Here is a 17,462-nt window from a genome sequence, read left to right on the forward strand (position 1 = left end):
TCGTGAGCAAATACTGGTCGCCCATCGTTTCGACGCTCAAGCCCTATGTGCCAGGCGAACAGCCGCGCATCGCCAACCTCGTCAAGCTCAATACCAACGAGAGCCCCTACGGCCCTTCGGACAAGGTTCTGAGCGCAATCACCGCAGCGGCCAACAGCGATCTCAGGCTCTACCCCGACCCCCTGGCGCTCCGCCTGCGTGAAACGATCGCGGCCCGTCACCGGGTCACCGCCGGCGAGGTCTTCGTCGGCAATGGTTCGGACGAGGTCCTGGCCCACATCTTTGCCGGGCTGTTGAAGCACGACGCCCCGCTGCTCTATCCCGACATCTCCTACACCTTCTATTCGACCTACGCCCGGCTGTTTGCGATCGATGCCGTCGAAGTCCCGCTCGACACTCAATTCCGCATCGATCTAGCCGATTACGACAGGTCCTGCGGCGCCATCATCCTGCCAAACCCGAATGCGCCGACCGGCATCGGCCTGCCGCTTGCCGAAATCGAGCGGCTCGTTGCCGCCCACCCGGATCAGCCAGTTGTCATCGACGAGGCCTATATCGACTTCGGCGGCCAGTCGGCGATCGCGCTGGTGCCGAAATACGAAAACCTGCTGGTCGTCCAGACCTTCTCCAAGTCGCGTGCGCTCGCGGGCCTGCGCGTCGGCTTCGCCATCGGTCAGCGGCCGCTGATCGAGGCGCTGGAGCGGGTGAAGGACAGCTTCAACTCCTATCCGCTTGGCCGCCCGGCCCAGGCAGGAGCGACCGCTGCGATCGAAGACGAAGCCTGGTTCGAAACGACCCGCAAGAAAATCATGGCATCCCGTGAACGCCTCACCGGTCAACTCGCCGAGCGCGGTTTCGAGGTCCTCCCATCGCAGGCAAACTTCGTCTTCGCCCGCCATCCCGGCCATTCCGGCGACGCGCTGATGCAGGCGCTGCGTGAGCGTGCCGTGCTCGTGCGCCATTTCGCCAAGCCCAGGATCTCCGATTTCCTGCGCATCACCATCGGCACCGATGCCGAATGCGCCCGGCTGATCGAAGCGCTCGACGACATTCTCTGAGATCTGGTCCCGAGACGGGGGCTCTCAGACTTGGCTCAGGCACTTGGCCGCGAAAGACACATTCGCTAAGGTCCGGCGATCCACGCCGGAGCCCTCTCCATGTTCGACCTGTCGCCATACCTTTCGCAACTCGCGGTCGCCTGGACGGCCTATATGATTGCGACCGCATCGCCAGGTCCGGCGGTGCTTGCAATCATCACCACCTCGATCAGCCAGGGGCGCAAGGCGGGCCTGGCGCTCGCCTTCGGCGTACTGTCCGGCAGCTACACCTGGGCGATGCTAACGGCATCCGGCCTTTCTGCGCTCATCGGCGCTTACGGACAGGCGCTGATCGTCCTGAAGATCGCCGGCGCCTGCTACCTGTTCTGGCTCGCCTACAACGCGCTACGCGCCGCCATGCGCGGACATGCGCCCCCAAAGGCGATGCCGGGCCAACCACAGGCGTTGCTGAAGAAGCACTATCTCAAGGGGCTCGGCATCCACCTGACCAATCCCAAGGCGATTTTCTCCTGGATCATGCTGGTCTCGCTCGGCATGCCCGCCGGCGCGCCGACGGCCGTGACCGCCGCCTTCATCGCCGGATGCATGCTGCTCGGTCTCGTGACCTTCTGCGGTTTTGCGATCGTGTTCTCGCTGCCGCCGGTGCATCGCGGCTATCTCAAGTCGCGACGCATCATCGAGAGCCTGATGGCAGGCTTCTTCGCTTTCGCAGGATTGAAACTGCTGACGACGCGGCTCTGAGCTAGAGCATTTCCAGGAAAAGTGTGAAGCGGTTTTCCGTCAGGAAATGCGTAGAAACAAAGAAACAGAGCACTTGTGTGATTCCGCTTAAACCGGAAACGCTCTATTCGGCCGCGGCCTGACCCTGGCCGTAACGCTTTTCGATATAGTCGGAAACGAGCGTCTCGAAATCGCCGGCAATGTTGGGGCCGCGCAGCGTCATCGCCTTCTGGCCGTCGATGAAGACGGGTGCGGCCGGCGTTTCGCCGGTGCCGGGCAGCGAGATGCCGATATCGGCATGTTTGCTTTCGCCGGGGCCGTTGACGATGCAGCCCATGACCGCGACCTTGAGGCCTTCGACACCCGGATATTTCTCGCGCCAGACCGGCATGTTGCGGCGGATGTCGTCCTGGATCTTCTGGGCGAGCTCCTGAAACACCGTCGACGTCGTGCGGCCGCATCCGGGACAAGCGGCAACGACGGGAATGAACTGGCGGAAGCCCATGACCTGCAGCAGTTCCTGCGCCACCTGCACCTCGCGGGTGCGGTCGCCGCCGGGCTCCGGCGTCAGCGAAATACGGATTGTGTCGCCGATGCCCTGCTGCATGAGAATGCCGAGCGAGGCCGACGAGGCAACGATGCCCTTGGTGCCCATGCCGGCTTCGGTGAGGCCGAGATGCAGCGCATGGTCCGAGCGCGTCGACAGCATGGCATAGACGGCGATCAGGTCCTGAACACCCGACACCTTGGCCGAAAGAATGATGCGGTTGCGCGGCAGGCCGATGTCTTCGGCAAGTTCGGCCGAAAGCAGCGCCGACTGCACGATCGTCTCGCGCGTCACCTGCTGGGCCGTCAGCGGAAACCCGTTCGCCTGGTTCTCATCCATCAGCCGCGTCAGCAGTTCCTGATCGAGCGAGCCCCAGTTGACGCCGATGCGCACCGGCTTGTCGTAGCGGATCGCCATCTCGACGATCTCGGCGAACTGCTTGTCCTTCTTGTCCTTGAAGCCGACATTGCCCGGGTTGATGCGGTACTTCGCCAGCGCCTCGGCGCAGGCCGGATGGTCGGCAAGCAGCTTGTGGCCGATATAGTGGAAATCGCCGACGAGCGGCACGTCGAGGCCGAGGCGCTCGAGCCGATCGCGGATCTTCGGCACCGCAGCCGCACTTTCGTCGCGGTCGACGGTAATGCGCACCAGCTCCGAGCCGGCCTTGTGAAGCGCCGCCACCTGCGCCACCGTTCCGTCGATATCGGCGGTGTCGGTATTGGTCATCGATTGGACGACCACCGGCGCACCGCCGCCGACTATGACTCCGCCGACATCGACGGCGACGGACGCGCGGCGGGGCTGCGGATCAAAATCAAAGGCGGCAGACATGAAGGCCTCTTGGTCCCCCAGGTCACGCCGGTGACCTGGTCTCATCGTTTCAGCGCGGGATGCAGACGGAAACCCGCATGGGTTTTCCCGTTCCGCTCCTGCTTTTCGTCCATCAGGTGGATGAGGAAAGCATCGTTGTCAACGGCGACATCATGCCCTGACGGCGATTTGATGGCAGGCGCCCGACCTCAATGGCCCTTTCCATGGTCCGCATGAACGGCATGGTGCGACAGCATCAGCACGACGATGAACAGCACCGGCACCGAGGCGAAGATGATCGCAAAGCCTGTATGTTCGGCGACGAAGCCGATCAGCGACGGTGCGAACAGCATGCCGGAATAGCCCATGAAGGTTGCGACCGAGAGGCCGATACCCGGCTGCAGGCCCGGCATGTTGCCGGCGGCCGAAAACGCGATCGGCACCATGTTGGAAATGCCGATCCCGGCAATCGCAAAACCGAGGATGGCGAGGTAGGCATTCGGCGCGAGGCCCGCCAGCACCATGCCGACAAGCGCTGTGACCGTGCAGATGCGCAGCGTCCGCTTGGCGCCGAAACGATCACGCACATGGTCTCCGGCAAAACGCATCGTCGCCATCGTCGCAGAGAAGGCGGCAAAGCCGAAGCCGGACAGTTCGACCGAAGCGCCGAGTTCGTTGCGCAGATAGAGCGCACCCCAATCGAGCACGGTTCCTTCCGGCACCATCGAAAACAGCGCCATGATGCCGATCAGCCAGGGAAGCGGCGTCATCGGCAGGCGCAGCTTTTCCTTGGTGGCGGCGGGGTGCGGCTTGTCGGCCAGGATCATCGGCCAGGCGATCGCGAGCACTGCCAGGCTGAGCAAGGTCACGACGATGACGTGCGGCAGAACGCCGAAGCGCGCCATCAGGAAGCCGCCAATGCCGGCACCGATCAGGCCGCCGAGGCTCCAATAGGCGTGGCAGGAGGACATGATGGCGCGGCGCATCGATTTTTCGACCTCGACCGCATTGGCGTTCATCGCCACGTCCATCGCGCCGACGAAGCCGCCGAGCAGGAACATGCCGACGGCAGCGGCCCAGACATTCGGCAGCAGCGTCAAAAGCAGGAGCAGCGGCGACAGCAGGATGGCGGTGACCTTGACGACCTTCTGCGAGCCGACCCGGGCGATAAAGCCGCCGGCGATCGGCATCAGCACCAGCGAGCCGACGCCGAACATCAGGATGAGCAGGCCGAGCACGCTTTCGCTGATGCCCAGCCGATCCTTGAATTCGGGGATCTTCGGTGCCCAGCTTCCGGTGACGAAGCCGTTCATCAGGAAGAGCAGCGACACGGCAAGCCGGTCGCGGGTCATGTAACCCTGCCGAACGGCGGTGGGAGCGGAACGTTGGTCCATGATTGTGCCTCTATGCCGGAAGCCGCCGGCTCAAATGGTAATTTCGATCAGATTGCCGTCGGGGTCGCGAAGCACCGCCTCGTAGAAGCCGTCGCCCGTCCACCGCGCCTGCGATACCAGAATGCCCTCAACCGAGGCCCGGGCCGCCATCGCGTCGACCGCCGCTCCGCTGCCGAGCGACAGGGCTACATGCGCGAGCCCCGTACGCTCGACGCCTTCGGGCTCGGCCGGAGCCACCCAAGGCCCCTCCATGATTTCGATTGCCGGCCCATCGCCAAAGGTCAGAAAGCGGGAGCGAAACCCCGGACGACGCCGGCTCTCATAGGCGTCTCCGACGCTCGCGCCGAAGAAACGCGACCAGAAGGACGCGACCCCCTCCAGATCCCTGGTCCAAAGAGCCACATGCGCGATGCTCATCGTTCGCTCCCTCCAGCCATGATCACGGTCGTCCCAGATGCCTCGAAGGCGGCGACGTGGTGCGCCGGCGCGTCGGCCTCCAGCACCAGCGTCGTCACCTGGTCGATGCCGACAACCGCGTGGGATGCGGCCGTGCCGAGTTTGTCGTTGGTAACGGCGACAAGCAGGGCGCGGCTGCGCGATGCGATCAGCCGCTTGAACTCGGCGTCCTCGAAAAAGATCGCCGTCAGGCCGGCATCAGCATCGGCGCCGCAGGTGCCGAGGATGCAAAGGTCGGGCCGAAGCTGTTCGATATCCCGTTGCGCCCGCGCGCCGACGGCAGCACCAACGGCGCGGTTGAGTGGGCCGCCGACGAGAATGAGGTCGATGCCCGGCTTCTCCATCAAGGCGGCGGCGATCAACGGCGTGTTGGTGACGATGGTCGCCTTCAGGTCCGGCTCGATAAGCTGGGCGATAGCAAGATTGGCCGAGCCGGCGTCGAGGAATACCGTGCTACCGGGCGCTATGAAGCCGACCGAGGCGCGCGCCAGCGCGGCCTTGCGCTCCGGCGCCATCGCCACGCGCTGGCTGAGCGACAGGGCGCTTGGCGCAAGCGGCAACGCGCCACCATAGACCCGCTCGCACAGGCCGGCCGCGGCCATCTCGCGCAGATCGCGCCGGATCGTGTCTTCGGAGACCCGGAACTCGGCGGCAAGGTCGGCCGCCAGCACCCGGCCGTCGGCCTTCAGCCGTTCCTGGATGAGTGTCTTTCGTTCGCGAAGAAGGAGTTCCGTGGACATTTGGCCAATCGTGCATAAACGTGCATGAATCGATGTAAATGTGCATAGCGAATTTTGAAAGCGATTTCAACCGCGATCCGGCGACAAAATCGAAAAGGGCCAGATTTGCCGACAGGCGCGTGTTTCGGATGAAAATTCTACCGGTCCGGGGAAAAATCTTCACAAAAACACTCAGCAATTGGAGTTTTATGCGCTCAAGCGGCGATTTTTTTATGAGATTCTCTCCTCAATCCGGACGACGGGCCGGAACACAAAAAAGATGGAAAGACACGATGAAACTCCTCCCCACGCTTTTCGCCGCCGCCCTCCTGCAGGTTGCCGCCTTCGTCCCCGCTATGGCCGGTGAGAACCTCGACCAGATCAAGTCCGCCGGCGTGCTGAAGATCGGCACAGAGGGCACCTATGCGCCCTTCACCTATCACGACAAATCTGGCGCGCTCGTCGGCTTCGACGTCGAGATCGGCCAGGAAGTGGCCAAGAAGCTGGGCGTCAAGGCCGAGTTCCTGGAAGGCAAGTGGGACGGCCTGATCGCCGGCCTCGACGCCAACCGTTACGACGCGGTGATCAACCAGGTCGGCATCACCGAGGAGCGCAAGAAGAAGTACGACTTCTCCGAGCCCTATATCGCCTCCAAGGCCGTGCTGATCGTCAAGGGCGACGACGCCGAAATCAAGGACTTCGCCGACCTCAAGGGCAAGAAGTCCGCCCAGTCGCTGACGAGCAACTTCGGCAAGCTTGCGCAGGCTTCCGGCGCCGAGCTGGTCGGCACCGACGGCTTCGACCAATCGATCCAGCTGGTTCTGACCGGCCGCGCCGATGCGACCATCAACGACAGCCTTTCCTTCCTCGACTTCAAGAAGCAGAAGCCTGATGCCAACGTGAAGATCGCCGCCGAACAGGCCGACGCCGACTATTCCGGCATCATCATCCGCAAGGGCGAGCCGGAACTTCTCGAAGCCGTCAACAAGGCGCTTGCCGAAATCAAGGCCGACGGCACCTACGAGACGATCTCGCAGAAGTACTTCGGCGCCGACGTCTCGAAGTAACACCCGCCTGACATTAAGGCCGGCAGCTTCTCCCCCGGCCTTGCTCGCTACGGCGCCGCGCGTCGGACATGACGCGCAAAGGACGCGGTAACACTTCAAGCTCGCTGCATGCCCCCGCCTCAAACCAATTTCGATTTAAGGCATCATGCAGTATGAATCGCGATCCGTTCCGGCCTCCGGAGCGGATCGCGCTTTTTCGAAAGGCCCATCCCTTGCCCACCTGGCTTCAACTCATGCTGGATTCGCTGCCGTCCCTGCTTTGGGCCGGGCTGACGTTCACCATCCCGCTGACGCTGCTTTCGTTCATTCTCGGCCTGGCGCTTGGCCTGGCAACGGCCATCGCCCGCCTCTTCGGGCCGGCGCCCGTCGTTGCCGTCGCGCGGTTCTATGTCTGGGTCATCCGCGGCACGCCGCTGCTCGTCCAGCTCTTCGTGATCTTCTACGGCCTGCCGAGCATGGGTATCCTGCTCGACGCCTTCCCGGCCGCGCTGATCGGCTTCACGCTCAATGTCGGGGCCTATACCTCCGAGATCATTCGCGCGGTGATCTCCTCGGTGCCGCGCGGGCAATGGGAAGCGGCCTATTCCATCGGCATGAGCTGGAGCCAGGCGATGCGTCGCACGATCCTGCCGCAGGCAGCCCGCGTCGCCGTGCCGCCGCTGTCGAACACCTTCATCTCGCTGGTGAAGGATACCTCGCTTGCCGCCGCGATCACGGTTCCAGAGCTTTTCCAGACCGCCCAGCGCATCGTCGCCACCACCTACGAGCCGCTGATCCTCTATATTGAGGCAGCGCTGATCTATCTCGCCATGAGTTCGGTACTGTCAGCCCTGCAAGTGCGGCTGGAGCGCCGGTTCGCCCGCTATGGCGGCTTCCTGGAGGCCCGGACATGATCGAGCTTTCCCACATCGAAAAACGCTTCGGCGACAATCTCGTGCTGAAGGACATCTCCGTGACGCTGGCCGAAGGCACGGTTACGGCGCTGGTCGGCCCTTCCGGCGGCGGCAAGAGCACGCTCCTGCGCTGCATCAATCTCCTGGAGATCCCGACATCGGGCTCGATTCGACTTGGCGACGAGGCGCTGGACTTTCAGCCCGGGCGCAAGACCGGCTGGCAGGCGATCCAGCGCCTGCGCCGCCAGACCGGGATGGTGTTCCAGAATTTTCAGCTTTTCCCGCACCAGACCGCACTCGGCAACGTCATGGAAGGCCTTGTCACCGTGTTGAAATGGCCCGCCGACAAGGCGCGCGCCCGCGCCATGGAGCTGCTTGAAAAGGTCGGCATGGCCCATAAGGCCGATGCCTGGCCGGCCACGCTTTCCGGCGGCCAGCAGCAACGCGTGGCGATCGCCCGCGCATTGGCGCCGTCGCCACGCGTTCTTCTCTGTGACGAGCCGACCTCGGCGCTCGATCCGGAGCTGGCAGAAGAAGTCGTCGAAGTGCTGAGCCGGCTTGCCCGCGAAGGCACGACCATGGTGATGGCGACGCATGACCTGAGGTTAGCCTCGCGCGTCGCCGACAAGGTGGTCTTCCTCGACGGTGGCGTCATCGTCGAAAGCGGCGCGCCGAAGACGATCTTCTCGACGCCCGAGCGCGAACGCACCAAGAAGTTCATCGCCTCGCTGAGTGCGCCGCACAGCTACGACATCTGAGCGACGTTTGGGGGCCAATCGCCCGGGTGACTGATAGCGGGCCAGGGTCGGTGGAGGGCGAACTATCTCTCATTCGCCATTCTCCACCCTCTCCTCCGTCATCCTCGGGCTTGACCCGAGGATGACGGAGGAGAGGGTGGAGCTCACCGGCAAGAACTGCGTACCAAGGCGTCTTGAGGCGCGGCGGAGGGCCGTGCTTGCGGCTGGATCCTCGGGTCAAGCCCGAGGATGACGACAGGGATGGCGGCCTATCCCCTCTCACGAAAACGGCCGGACTCACGCCCGGCCGTTTCTATTTATTCTTGCCCGAAACCTCAGGCGCCGAAAACGATCAGCAGGTCCTTGGCATCGATCTGGTCGCCGGCGCGCACCAGAACTTCGGCAATCGTGCCGTCCTTCTCCGCATGCAAGGCCGTTTCCATCTTCATCGCTTCGATCGACAGCAGCACGTCGCCCGCCTTGACCGCCTGGCCCGCGTGCACCGCGACCGTCGAGATCACGCCCGGCATCGGCGCGCCGAGCTGCGTAGCGTTGCCGGCCTCCGCCTTGCGGCGGATGGCGCTGGAAGCACCGCGGTTGCGATCGGGAACCTTGATCGGGCGCGGCTGGCCGTTGAGTTCGAAGAACACCTTGACCATGCCCTTCTCGTCTATCTCGCCCTGGGTCTGGTTGAGAATGACCAGCGTCTTGCCTTTTTCAAGGTCGGCGAACAGCTCCTCGCCCGGCGCCATGCCGTAGAAATAGGCCGGCGTCGGCAGCACGCTGACGGGACCATAAGTCTCCGCCGCCAGCGCATAGTCGGTGAAGACCTTGGGATACATCAGATAGGACGCGAACTCGTAGTCGTTGACCTCGCGTTCCAGCTTCTCTTCGATCGTCTTGCGCTCGGCATCGAGATCGGCAGCTTCGAGCAGCGAGCCCGGGCGAACCACATAGGCCTTTTCGCCCTTCAGCGCCTTCTTCTGCAGGCCTTCCGGCCAGCCGCCCGGAGGCTGGCCGAGGTCGCCCTTCAGCATCGACACAACCGATTCCGGGAAGGCGATGTCCTTGGCCGGGTTCTCGACGTCGGCAACGGTCAGGTCCTGGCTGACCATCATCAGCGCCATGTCGCCGACGACCTTCGAGGACGGCGTCACCTTGACGATGTCGCCGAACATCTGGTTGGCGTCGGCATAGGCCTGCGCCACTTCGTGCCAGCGGGTTTCCAGACCGAGCGAGCGGGCCTGCTCCTTGAGGTTGGTGAACTGGCCGCCCGGCATTTCGTGCAGATAGACTTCCGATGCCGGTCCCTTGAGATCGCTTTCGAAGGCGGCGTACTGATGGCGCACCGCTTCCCAGTAGAACGAGATGCGGCGGATCCATTCCGGATCAAGGCCCGGGTCCCGTTCGGAGCCGCGCAAGGCTTCGACGATCGAGCCGAGGCAGGGCTGCGAGGTGTTGCCGGAGAGCGAATCCATCGCCGCATCGACGACATCGACGCCGGCATCGACGGCAGCCAGAACGGTCGCGGCGGCAATGCCCGACGTGTCGTGGGTGTGGAAGTGGATCGGCAGATCGGTCGCCTCACGCAGCGCCTTGAACAGCACGCGGGCTGCAGCCGGCTTCAACAGGCCAGCCATATCCTTGACCGCGATGATATGTGCACCGGCCTTTTCCAGTTCGGCGGCAAGCGCGGTGTAGTACTTGAGATCGTATTTCGGCCGGGCGGCATTGAGAATATCGCCGGTATAGCAGATCGCCGCTTCGCAGATCTTGTTCTCTTCGGCGATCGCCTCCATCGAGACGCGCATGTTGTCGACCCAGTTGAGGCAGTCGAACACGCGGAAGACGTCGATGCCGCCCCTTGCCGCCTGGCGGACGAAGTATTTGACGACGTTGTCAGGATAATTCTTGTAGCCGACGCCGTTGGCGCCGCGCAGAAGCATCTGCAGCAAGAGGTTCGGCGCATCCTCGCGGATGCGCGCCAGCCGGTCCCATGGATCTTCGGTGAGGAAGCGCATCGAGACGTCGAAGGTCGCCCCACCCCAGCATTCGAGCGAAAACAGATTCGGCAGAGCCCGCGCATAGGTGCCGGCGACACGGGCGATGTCGTAGGTGCGCATGCGAGTGGCGAGCAGCGACTGATGGCCGTCGCGCATGGTCGTGTCGGTGACGAGCACCTGCGGCTGCGCCCTGACCCATTCGGCAAATTTCTTCGGGCCGAGTTGGTCGAGCATCTGCTTGGTGCCCGGCTTGATCTCGCCGCCGATGAACGGCACGACGGGGGCGGCGATCTCATCCGACGGACGCGGACGGCCCTTGGCTTCCGGATGGCCGTTGACGGTAACGTCGGCGAGATAGGTCAGGAGCTTGGTCGCGCGGTCCTGGCGGCGCACCTGCTGGAAAAGCTCCGGCGTCGTGTCGATGAAGCGCGTGGTGTAGGTGTTGTCGTGGAATTTCGAGTGGCTAATGATCGCTTCGAGGAAGGTCAGGTTCGTGGCCACTCCGCGGATGCGGAATTCGCGCAGCGCGCGGATCATGCGCTGGATCGCCTCGTCGGGGTTCGGCGCCCAGGCCGTCACCTTTTCCAGCAGCGGATCGTAGTAGCGGGTGATGACCGCGCCCGAATAGGCGGTGCCGCCATCGAGCCGGATGCCGAAGCCGGTTGCGCCGCGATAGGCAGTGATGCGGCCATAGTCCGGAATGAAGTTCTGCTCGGGATCTTCCGTGGTGATGCGGCACTGCAGCGCGTGGCCGTTGAGGCGGATATTTTCCTGCGACGGCACGCCGGATTCCGGCGTGCCGATGGCATAACCGTCGAGGATGTGGATCTGCGCCTTGACGATATCGATGCCGGTGACCACCTCGGTCACCGTGTGCTCGACCTGGATGCGCGGATTGACTTCGATGAAGTAGAATTTGCCGCTGTCGGCATCCATCAGATACTCGACAGTACCGGCGCCGATGTAGTTAGTCGCCTCGGCAATGCGCTTGGAATAGGCGGCAAGCTCTTCGCGCTGGCTGGCGTTGAGGTAAGGCGCCGGCGCGCGCTCGACGACCTTCTGGTTGCGCCGCTGGATGGAGCAGTCGCGCTCGAACAGATGCACGACGTTGCCGTGGGTATCGCCGAGAACCTGGCTTTCGACGTGGCGGGCACGCTCGACCAGCTTTTCGAGGTAGACCTCGTCCTTGCCGAAGGCGGCCTTGGCCTCGCGCTTGGCTTCCGTCACCTCGCGGGCGAGATCCTTCGGGTCGCGGATCGCGCGCATGCCGCGCCCGCCGCCGCCCCAGGAAGCCTTCAGCATCACCGGATAGCCGATCGCCTCGGCCATCTTCGCCACTTCAGCCATGTCTTCGGGAAGCGGTTCCGTCGCCGGCACGACCGGTACACCGATCGAGATCGCCAGGTTGCGGGCGGCAACCTTGTTGCCGAGCTGGCGCATGGTTTCCGGCTTCGGGCCGATGAAGGTGATGCCGGCCTCGGCGCAGGCCTCGGCGAATTCGGGGCTTTCCGACAACAGGCCGTAGCCCGGATGAATGGCATCGGCGCCGGAAAGCTTGGCGACGCGGATCACTTCCTCGATCGACAGGTAACTCTCGATCGGCCCGAGGTCCCGCGACAGATTCGGGCCGCGGCCGACCTGATAACTTTCGTCCGCCTTGAAGCGGTGCAGCGCCAGTTTGTCCTCTTCAGCCCATATCGCGACCGTTTTCAGACCTAGTTCATTGGCCGCGCGAAACACGCGGATTGCAATTTCGGAACGGTTGGCAACAAGGATCTTCGAAATGGGCAAGTCGGACTCCTCAAGACTTGAAACGCGGGAAATGCTGCACCCGCGAAGTAAAGTATTAGCGGGTCGCGGAATGAAGCGCAATTTCAGAGTCGAGCGGAAATCCGAGAGAAATGGATCAGGAAATGAGCCCCAGCCGGAAGGCGATCGCCACGACGTGGTGACGGTTCTTGCCCTTCAGTTTCTCCTGGATGCCGTTCATGTACCAATCGACTGTGTGACTGGAAATATCGAGCACCTTGCTGATATCGTTCGAGGTCATGCCGTCGGCGAGATAGTTGAGCGCTTCCATTTCGCGCCGCGTCATCTGCACTTCGACACGCGATGCGAGTTCGGCTGAAATCTCCGGATCGGTCAGTTCCAGCAGTTTCCAGAACAGACGCTTGGCAATCTGGTCGAACAGGCTGATTTCAATAGGGCTCAAATCGACGACGCGGCCGCCGACCGTGAGATTGCCCAACAGGCCGCGGCGGCCGTGCACCGGAAAGATGTAACCGTCATAGAGGCCGTGGTTGCGGGCCTCGATCATCATGCTTTCCATGCGCTTGCGATGCGGGTCGGAACGGAAGGCAAACAGTGTGTCGCGCCAGCGGAAGCCGCGCTGGGCGTGACCGAGGTAGCGGATGGTCGGATCGATCACGACAAACTTCTTGCGGATGTAGATCTGCGGCCAGCCTTCCGGCCAGCGACCGGCGAGCAGCAGCCTCAACGGGTTTTCGTGAGGCTTCGGCTGCCTGACGACCCCGTAGAAGTCGAAGCCGCAGCGGTCGAGCAACCGTTCGAACTCCGGTACGATTTCTTCGCGCGTCTTCATCTCTTCGATCAGCGCAAGAAATTGCACAAGCAGCGTGATATTCATGGATCACCTTCCAGGTAGAACACGTGTGCGAGGGCCGGAAACCGGACATGAATGAACCGTTCAGGGGCCATTCATGTTGCACCCGCGATAATTCGACATACCACGCCCGGTCTTGTGCGAAAATCGCGAGAAATCGGAATTGGACGGAAAAGATAGCAGACTATGAATACTCTCGCCAAGCCCAACGACGGGCGAACGGAGTTTCGCTATCAAAACCGCCTCAAGCTCCTGTTTTTCCTAAAATATCGCAAATGACCGTCCCAGAGCGGCCTTGGCGGCCGGCAAATCGCGGCCTCGTGCCCGACGGCCGGAGGTGTTGAGGCGTGACGCATTTGCCGCACGAATGTTTGGTGCGGCGCAAAATCCGGTACCCGGAAGGGGTGAGACAGTGTCATTGTTCCAAGTGTATGCAAGAGCGCTTCAGTATCTTGCGGTTCACAAGTTCCGTGTCTCGGCGATCGTGCTCGCCAACGTCGTGCTCGCCGTCATCACGATTGCGGAGCCGATCCTGTTTGGTCGCATCATCGACGCCATTTCCTCCAAAGGCGCAGTAACGCCGATGCTGCTGATGTGGGCAGGCCTGGGTGTGTTCAACACCGTCGCCTTCGTCCTCGTCGCCCGCGAAGCGGATCGGCTGGCCCATGGCCGTCGCGCCACGCTGCTGACGGAAGCCTTCGGCCGCATCGTCTCGATGCCGCTCTCCTGGCACAGCCAGCGCGGTACGTCGAACGCGCTGCATACGCTGCTTCGCGCCTGTGAAACGCTGTTCGGTCTCTGGCTCGAATTCATGCGCCAGCATCTGGCAACGGCGGTAGCGCTCGTCCTGCTCATCCCGACCGCGTTTGCGATGGATGTACGCCTGTCGCTGGTGCTCGTCGTCCTCGGTGTCTCCTATGTGCTGGTCAGCAAGGCTGTCATGAACCGCACCAAGGAAGGCCAGGCCTCGGTCGAGAACCACTATCACACGGTTTTCTCCCACGTTTCCGACGCCATCAGCAACGTTTCGGTCGTTCACAGCTACAACCGCATCGAAGCCGAAACGCGCGAACTCAAGAAGTTCACCGAACGCCTGATCTCCGCCCAGTTCCCCGTGCTTGACTGGTGGGCGCTGGCAAGCGCGCTCAACCGCGTCGCTTCGACCATCTCGATGATGACGATCCTCGTCATCGGCACCGTGCTCGTCCAGCGCGGCGAACTCGGCGTCGGCGAAGTCATCGCCTTCATCGGCTTTGCCAACCTGCTGATCGGCCGTCTCGACCAGATGAAGGCTTTCGTTACGCAGATCTTCGAAGCCCGCGCCAAGCTTGAAGACTTCTTCCAGCTCGAAGATTCGGTGCGCGAACGCGAAGAGCCGGCCGGTGCGATGGACCTGGGCGCGGTCAAGGGCGAAGTGGAATTCCGCGACGTGTCCTTCGACTTCGCCAACACCACGCAGGGCGTGCGCAACGTGTCCTTCACGGCCAAGGCCGGCCAGACGATCGCGATCGTCGGCCCGACCGGCGCCGGTAAGACCACGCTCGTCAACCTGCTGCAGCGCGTTCACGAACCGCGTGACGGCCAGATCCTGATCGACGGCGTCCATATCGCCAAGGTCACGCGCAAGTCGCTGCGCCGCTCGATCGCCACCGTCTTCCAGGACGCCGGCCTGATGAACCGCTCGATCTGCGAAAACATCCGGCTTGGCCGCGACGACGCGTCGCTCGACGAAGTGATGGCTGCCGCCGAAGCGGCTGCCGCCAGCGACTTCATCGAAAGCCGCAACAATGGCTACGACACCGTCGTCGGCGAACGCGGCAACCGCCTGTCTGGCGGCGAGCGCCAGCGCGTTGCGATTGCCCGCGCCATCCTCAAGAACGCACCGATCCTGGTGCTCGACGAGGCGACCAGCGCGCTCGACGTCGAGACCGAGGCTCGGGTGAAGGATGCGATCGATGCGCTTCGCAAGGACCGCACCACCTTCATCATCGCCCACCGCCTGTCGACGGTGCGCGAGGCCGATCTGGTGATCTTCATGGATCAAGGTCGGATCGTCGAGATGGGCGGCTTCAACGAGCTCAGCCAGAGCAACGGCCGCTTCGCCGCCCTGCTTCGCGCCAGCGGCATCCTGACGGACGAAGACGTCCGCATGAGCCACACGGCGGCCTGAGCCGACGCCTTATAGATCACGCAATGCAAAAGGCCCCGGACCCTCCGGGGCTTTTTTCGTTCATGCCGCTCGCATTGACTTGGCTCTTGCAATCCCGTTCAAGTACTGCGCCGTCGTTTGCTGGACGGCACTGCATGCAGCCGCCATTGGCGTCATGGGTTCTCGGTCAGAACGGCCAGCGAATTCGGCGTTAGCGAAGGCCAGCGAACATCCTTCGGAAGGTAGGTCACGATTGACCGTTTTATTCGATGGTCGGGTCATGGCTGATTATCATCAGTTCTAGCTCGCAGACGCTTCCAACAACCTACATCTCCCATCGAACTGGACAGACGAAGACTTCAAGATCCGAATGCTTGCAGGCAACGATGCGCTGGTCGTCGTGACTGCTCGGAACAGGGATGTTGCGGTTATCGTGGAACTGCACGAACAGATGCCGAAGATCGACATCGAAAATGCGGATCATGTCGTCATCGGACGGCTCCACACGTCAGGCCAAATCGTCATAGCCGGGCTAACTGACTATCTTCAAGAGGTTCATGTTCGCGTTCCTGCGGGGCATCTGGACGCCATGGTCGTGTCGACCGGACTTCGCACCCTGAGTGACGTCGGCCTACGCCGGGCGTCTTTATTAGACGCGCAAAGGTCGCTGTAGCCCTTTGAATGGCTGCAGTTTTTGTCCTTCAATCGAATAAGATTAAAGGAAACATGCAGTAGATGGCGATGATCGGTACCGCGTGTATCTCTGGGCCCTGCGAAGCAGGCGGAATTACTGTCCTGCGCGCCAATGGCAAGACGATCGAACTCGAGGGTAGGGGCCCCCAAGTTCCGCGGCCGGCTGCCTACACATTTGAACCGGCGGCCGAGCCTTGATGCAAACCCTTGGTCGTCCTTATCGTTTCATCATGTCGCTCGCATCGGTTTCGCGCTGACGACGCCCCGCAACCATTCCAGATAGTAGCCGTAAACGAAGTGCAGGCCGATGCCGACGATCACGAAGAGCGTGCCGGCGATCGGGTTCCGGCCGGTCACGAACAACAGCACCTGACCGACCATCGCCAGGATAGTGCCGAAAATGAAGATCGGCAGGGAATGGCGGCCGACCATCGCCAGCGGGTGGTCGGCATCGAGCCGGGCGAGGCGATTGACGGCGGGAATGACGGCGACGAGATAGGCGATCGCGAGAACATGGCTTAGCCGCGTCAGTGACAGGAAGGTCTTGTCGAAACCGGTCAGCACCGCCGGAAGACCGAAGGACAGGTCGATGTTCCACCAGGAGAAGAGAACCCACAGCGCCGAAACGACGAGATAGATCGCGGCGATCGCGATCAGCAGCGGCCTGCGCGGCAGGACTGCGCCCTGGCGGATCGCGGTCATCGAGACGATGCCGATGACGAAGAGGAACTGCCAGGACCACGGATTGAGAAACCAGTAGCCCTCGTCGAGGAAGTTGGAGGGCACCAGCTTGAACACCCCGGCCACAAGCCAGAGCAGCGCGGAAAACACGAGGAGCAGCCGGCTGCTGATGCCGTTCAGCCAGAGGATGCCGGGCAGCATCAGGAACAGCACCGCATACATCGACAGGATGTTGTTATAGCCGAGTTGGTGCCCGAGCAGGACCATCGCGACGATGCCTTGCTCGGTCTGCTCGACGAAGGGTCGGATGTTTATCTCGCTGATCAGGTCCTGCCGGCCGAAATAGAGGGCGCCGCCGGCAAAGATCGCCAGTGTGACGATACTGGTCATGATATGGGCGACGTAGAGCGCCAGCGCCCGCCGCCAGATCTTGAGCGTCAGCGCCAGGCATGCGCCGGACACGAACTTGCCGCCATAGGCAAGCCCGACGGAGAGGCCAGAGATGAGCACGAAGGCCTCGGCCGAATCCGAGAAGCCGAAGTTCTTGTGGGTCAGATATTCGAGATATTGCCCGGGCACGTGGTTGACGAAGATCGTCAGAAGGCAGAGCGCCCTCAACACGTCGAGGCGCGTGTCGCGCTCCTTGGGAACCATGCGGGCGGATATCGTCGGGTTCGAGCCGCCCCCAAATGTGTTTTGCAGCATGCGGTCTAGTATCCGGGATCTGGCGCCCCTGCCCCACCCCTGTTGAAACGGGCACCGGACATGCGCTTAGCCCCAGGGGCAAGCGCACGTTCGATGCCGTCGATCGATGCACGAGCCCGTCAGGGTTCGTGCCGCCGGCAAATCAGCAAGAAAAAACCGGCCTTGCCCGTTCGGGTGCAAAGCCGGTTCCAACGTTCATTCAATACC

The 17,462-nt window shown here is 62.6% G+C and carries 14 protein-coding genes; 7 read left to right on the forward strand and 7 right to left on the reverse strand.

Features of this window, described 5'->3' with window-relative positions:
* Positions 1–2: 2 nt before the first annotated feature.
* Together hisC and ASD00_RS30435 are read left to right on the forward strand one after the other, a co-directional pair.
* Positions 3–1,058, forward strand: a complete 1,056-nt coding sequence (gene hisC / locus ASD00_RS30430; RefSeq protein ID WP_057210876.1) for a histidinol-phosphate transaminase — start codon at positions 3–5, stop codon at positions 1,056–1,058.
* Positions 1,059–1,157: 99 nt separating this feature from the next.
* Entirely contained in the window at positions 1,158–1,799 is a 642-nt protein-coding gene (locus ASD00_RS30435) for a LysE family translocator (RefSeq protein ID WP_025425230.1), read from the forward strand.
* 103 nt (positions 1,800–1,902) lie between these two features.
* Here ASD00_RS30435 and ispG read toward each other — a convergent pair whose 3' ends face one another.
* From ispG to ASD00_RS30455, 4 genes are all read right to left on the reverse strand, one after another.
* The gene (gene ispG, locus ASD00_RS30440) at positions 1,903–3,156 is read right to left on the reverse strand and encodes a flavodoxin-dependent (E)-4-hydroxy-3-methylbut-2-enyl-diphosphate synthase (RefSeq protein WP_025425231.1); all 1,254 of its coding nucleotides are present in this window, start codon (positions 3,154–3,156) and stop codon (positions 1,903–1,905) included.
* Between the two features lie 188 nt (positions 3,157–3,344).
* Positions 3,345–4,529 (reverse strand): MFS transporter, encoded by a 1,185-nt coding sequence (locus tag ASD00_RS30445; protein WP_025425232.1) that lies wholly within the window; start codon positions 4,527–4,529, stop codon positions 3,345–3,347.
* Positions 4,530–4,559: 30 nt separating this feature from the next.
* Positions 4,560–4,946 carry a glyoxalase/bleomycin resistance/extradiol dioxygenase family protein gene (locus ASD00_RS30450; RefSeq protein WP_025425233.1) on the reverse strand — a complete coding sequence of 129 codons (387 nt, stop codon included), beginning with the start codon at positions 4,944–4,946 and terminating at the stop codon, positions 4,560–4,562.
* Positions 4,943–5,725: a DeoR/GlpR family DNA-binding transcription regulator gene (locus ASD00_RS30455; RefSeq protein WP_057210877.1), complete on the reverse strand. Its 783-nt coding sequence runs from the start codon at positions 5,723–5,725 to the stop codon at positions 4,943–4,945. Before ASD00_RS30455 ends, ASD00_RS30450 begins: the two co-directional genes overlap by 4 nt.
* Positions 5,726–5,997: 272 nt before the next feature.
* Between ASD00_RS30455 and ASD00_RS30460 the strand changes: the two genes are divergently transcribed.
* The 3 genes from ASD00_RS30460 (at position 5,998) to ASD00_RS30470 (ending at position 8,422) form a co-directional block, all read left to right on the forward strand.
* Complete coding sequence (locus tag ASD00_RS30460) at positions 5,998–6,771, forward strand: amino acid ABC transporter substrate-binding protein (protein ID WP_025425235.1); 774 nt, start codon at positions 5,998–6,000, stop codon at positions 6,769–6,771.
* 212 nt (positions 6,772–6,983) lie between these two features.
* Positions 6,984–7,664, forward strand: coding sequence for an amino acid ABC transporter permease (locus tag ASD00_RS30465; RefSeq protein WP_025425236.1), 681 nt, complete (start codon positions 6,984–6,986; stop codon positions 7,662–7,664).
* The gene (locus tag ASD00_RS30470; RefSeq protein ID WP_025425237.1) at positions 7,661–8,422 is read left to right on the forward strand and encodes an amino acid ABC transporter ATP-binding protein; all 762 of its coding nucleotides are present in this window, start codon (positions 7,661–7,663) and stop codon (positions 8,420–8,422) included. The genes ASD00_RS30465 and ASD00_RS30470 overlap by 4 nt, the downstream gene beginning before the upstream one ends.
* A gap of 314 nt (positions 8,423–8,736) precedes the next feature.
* Here ASD00_RS30470 and pyc read toward each other — a convergent pair whose 3' ends face one another.
* Entirely contained in the window at positions 8,737–12,195 is a 3,459-nt protein-coding gene (gene pyc, locus ASD00_RS30475) for a pyruvate carboxylase (RefSeq protein ID WP_057210878.1), read from the reverse strand.
* A 115-nt stretch (positions 12,196–12,310) separates the two neighbouring features.
* The gene (locus ASD00_RS30480) at positions 12,311–13,051 is read right to left on the reverse strand and encodes an autoinducer binding domain-containing protein (protein WP_057210879.1); all 741 of its coding nucleotides are present in this window, start codon (positions 13,049–13,051) and stop codon (positions 12,311–12,313) included.
* Between the two features lie 388 nt (positions 13,052–13,439).
* Here ASD00_RS30480 and ASD00_RS30485 point away from each other — a divergent pair, with 388 nt between their 5' ends.
* Both ASD00_RS30485 and ASD00_RS30490 read left to right on the forward strand, forming a co-directional pair.
* The gene (locus tag ASD00_RS30485; protein WP_025425240.1) at positions 13,440–15,197 is read left to right on the forward strand and encodes a glucan ABC transporter ATP-binding protein/ permease; all 1,758 of its coding nucleotides are present in this window, start codon (positions 13,440–13,442) and stop codon (positions 15,195–15,197) included.
* A 349-nt stretch (positions 15,198–15,546) separates the two neighbouring features.
* On the forward strand, positions 15,547–15,849 hold the full coding sequence (locus ASD00_RS30490) for a hypothetical protein (RefSeq protein WP_025425241.1): 303 nt from the start codon (positions 15,547–15,549) through the stop codon (positions 15,847–15,849).
* A gap of 248 nt (positions 15,850–16,097) precedes the next feature.
* On the opposite strand, the gene opgC is transcribed toward ASD00_RS30490, so the two are convergent.
* The gene (opgC, locus tag ASD00_RS30495; RefSeq protein WP_025425242.1) at positions 16,098–17,255 is read right to left on the reverse strand and encodes an OpgC domain-containing protein; all 1,158 of its coding nucleotides are present in this window, start codon (positions 17,253–17,255) and stop codon (positions 16,098–16,100) included.
* Between the last annotated feature and the right edge of the window lie 207 nt (positions 17,256–17,462).

Origin of the sequence: Ensifer sp. Root31 (assembly GCF_001424825.1) — a bacterium.
Classification (GTDB): Bacteria; Pseudomonadota; Alphaproteobacteria; order Rhizobiales; family Rhizobiaceae; genus Ensifer; species Ensifer canadensis.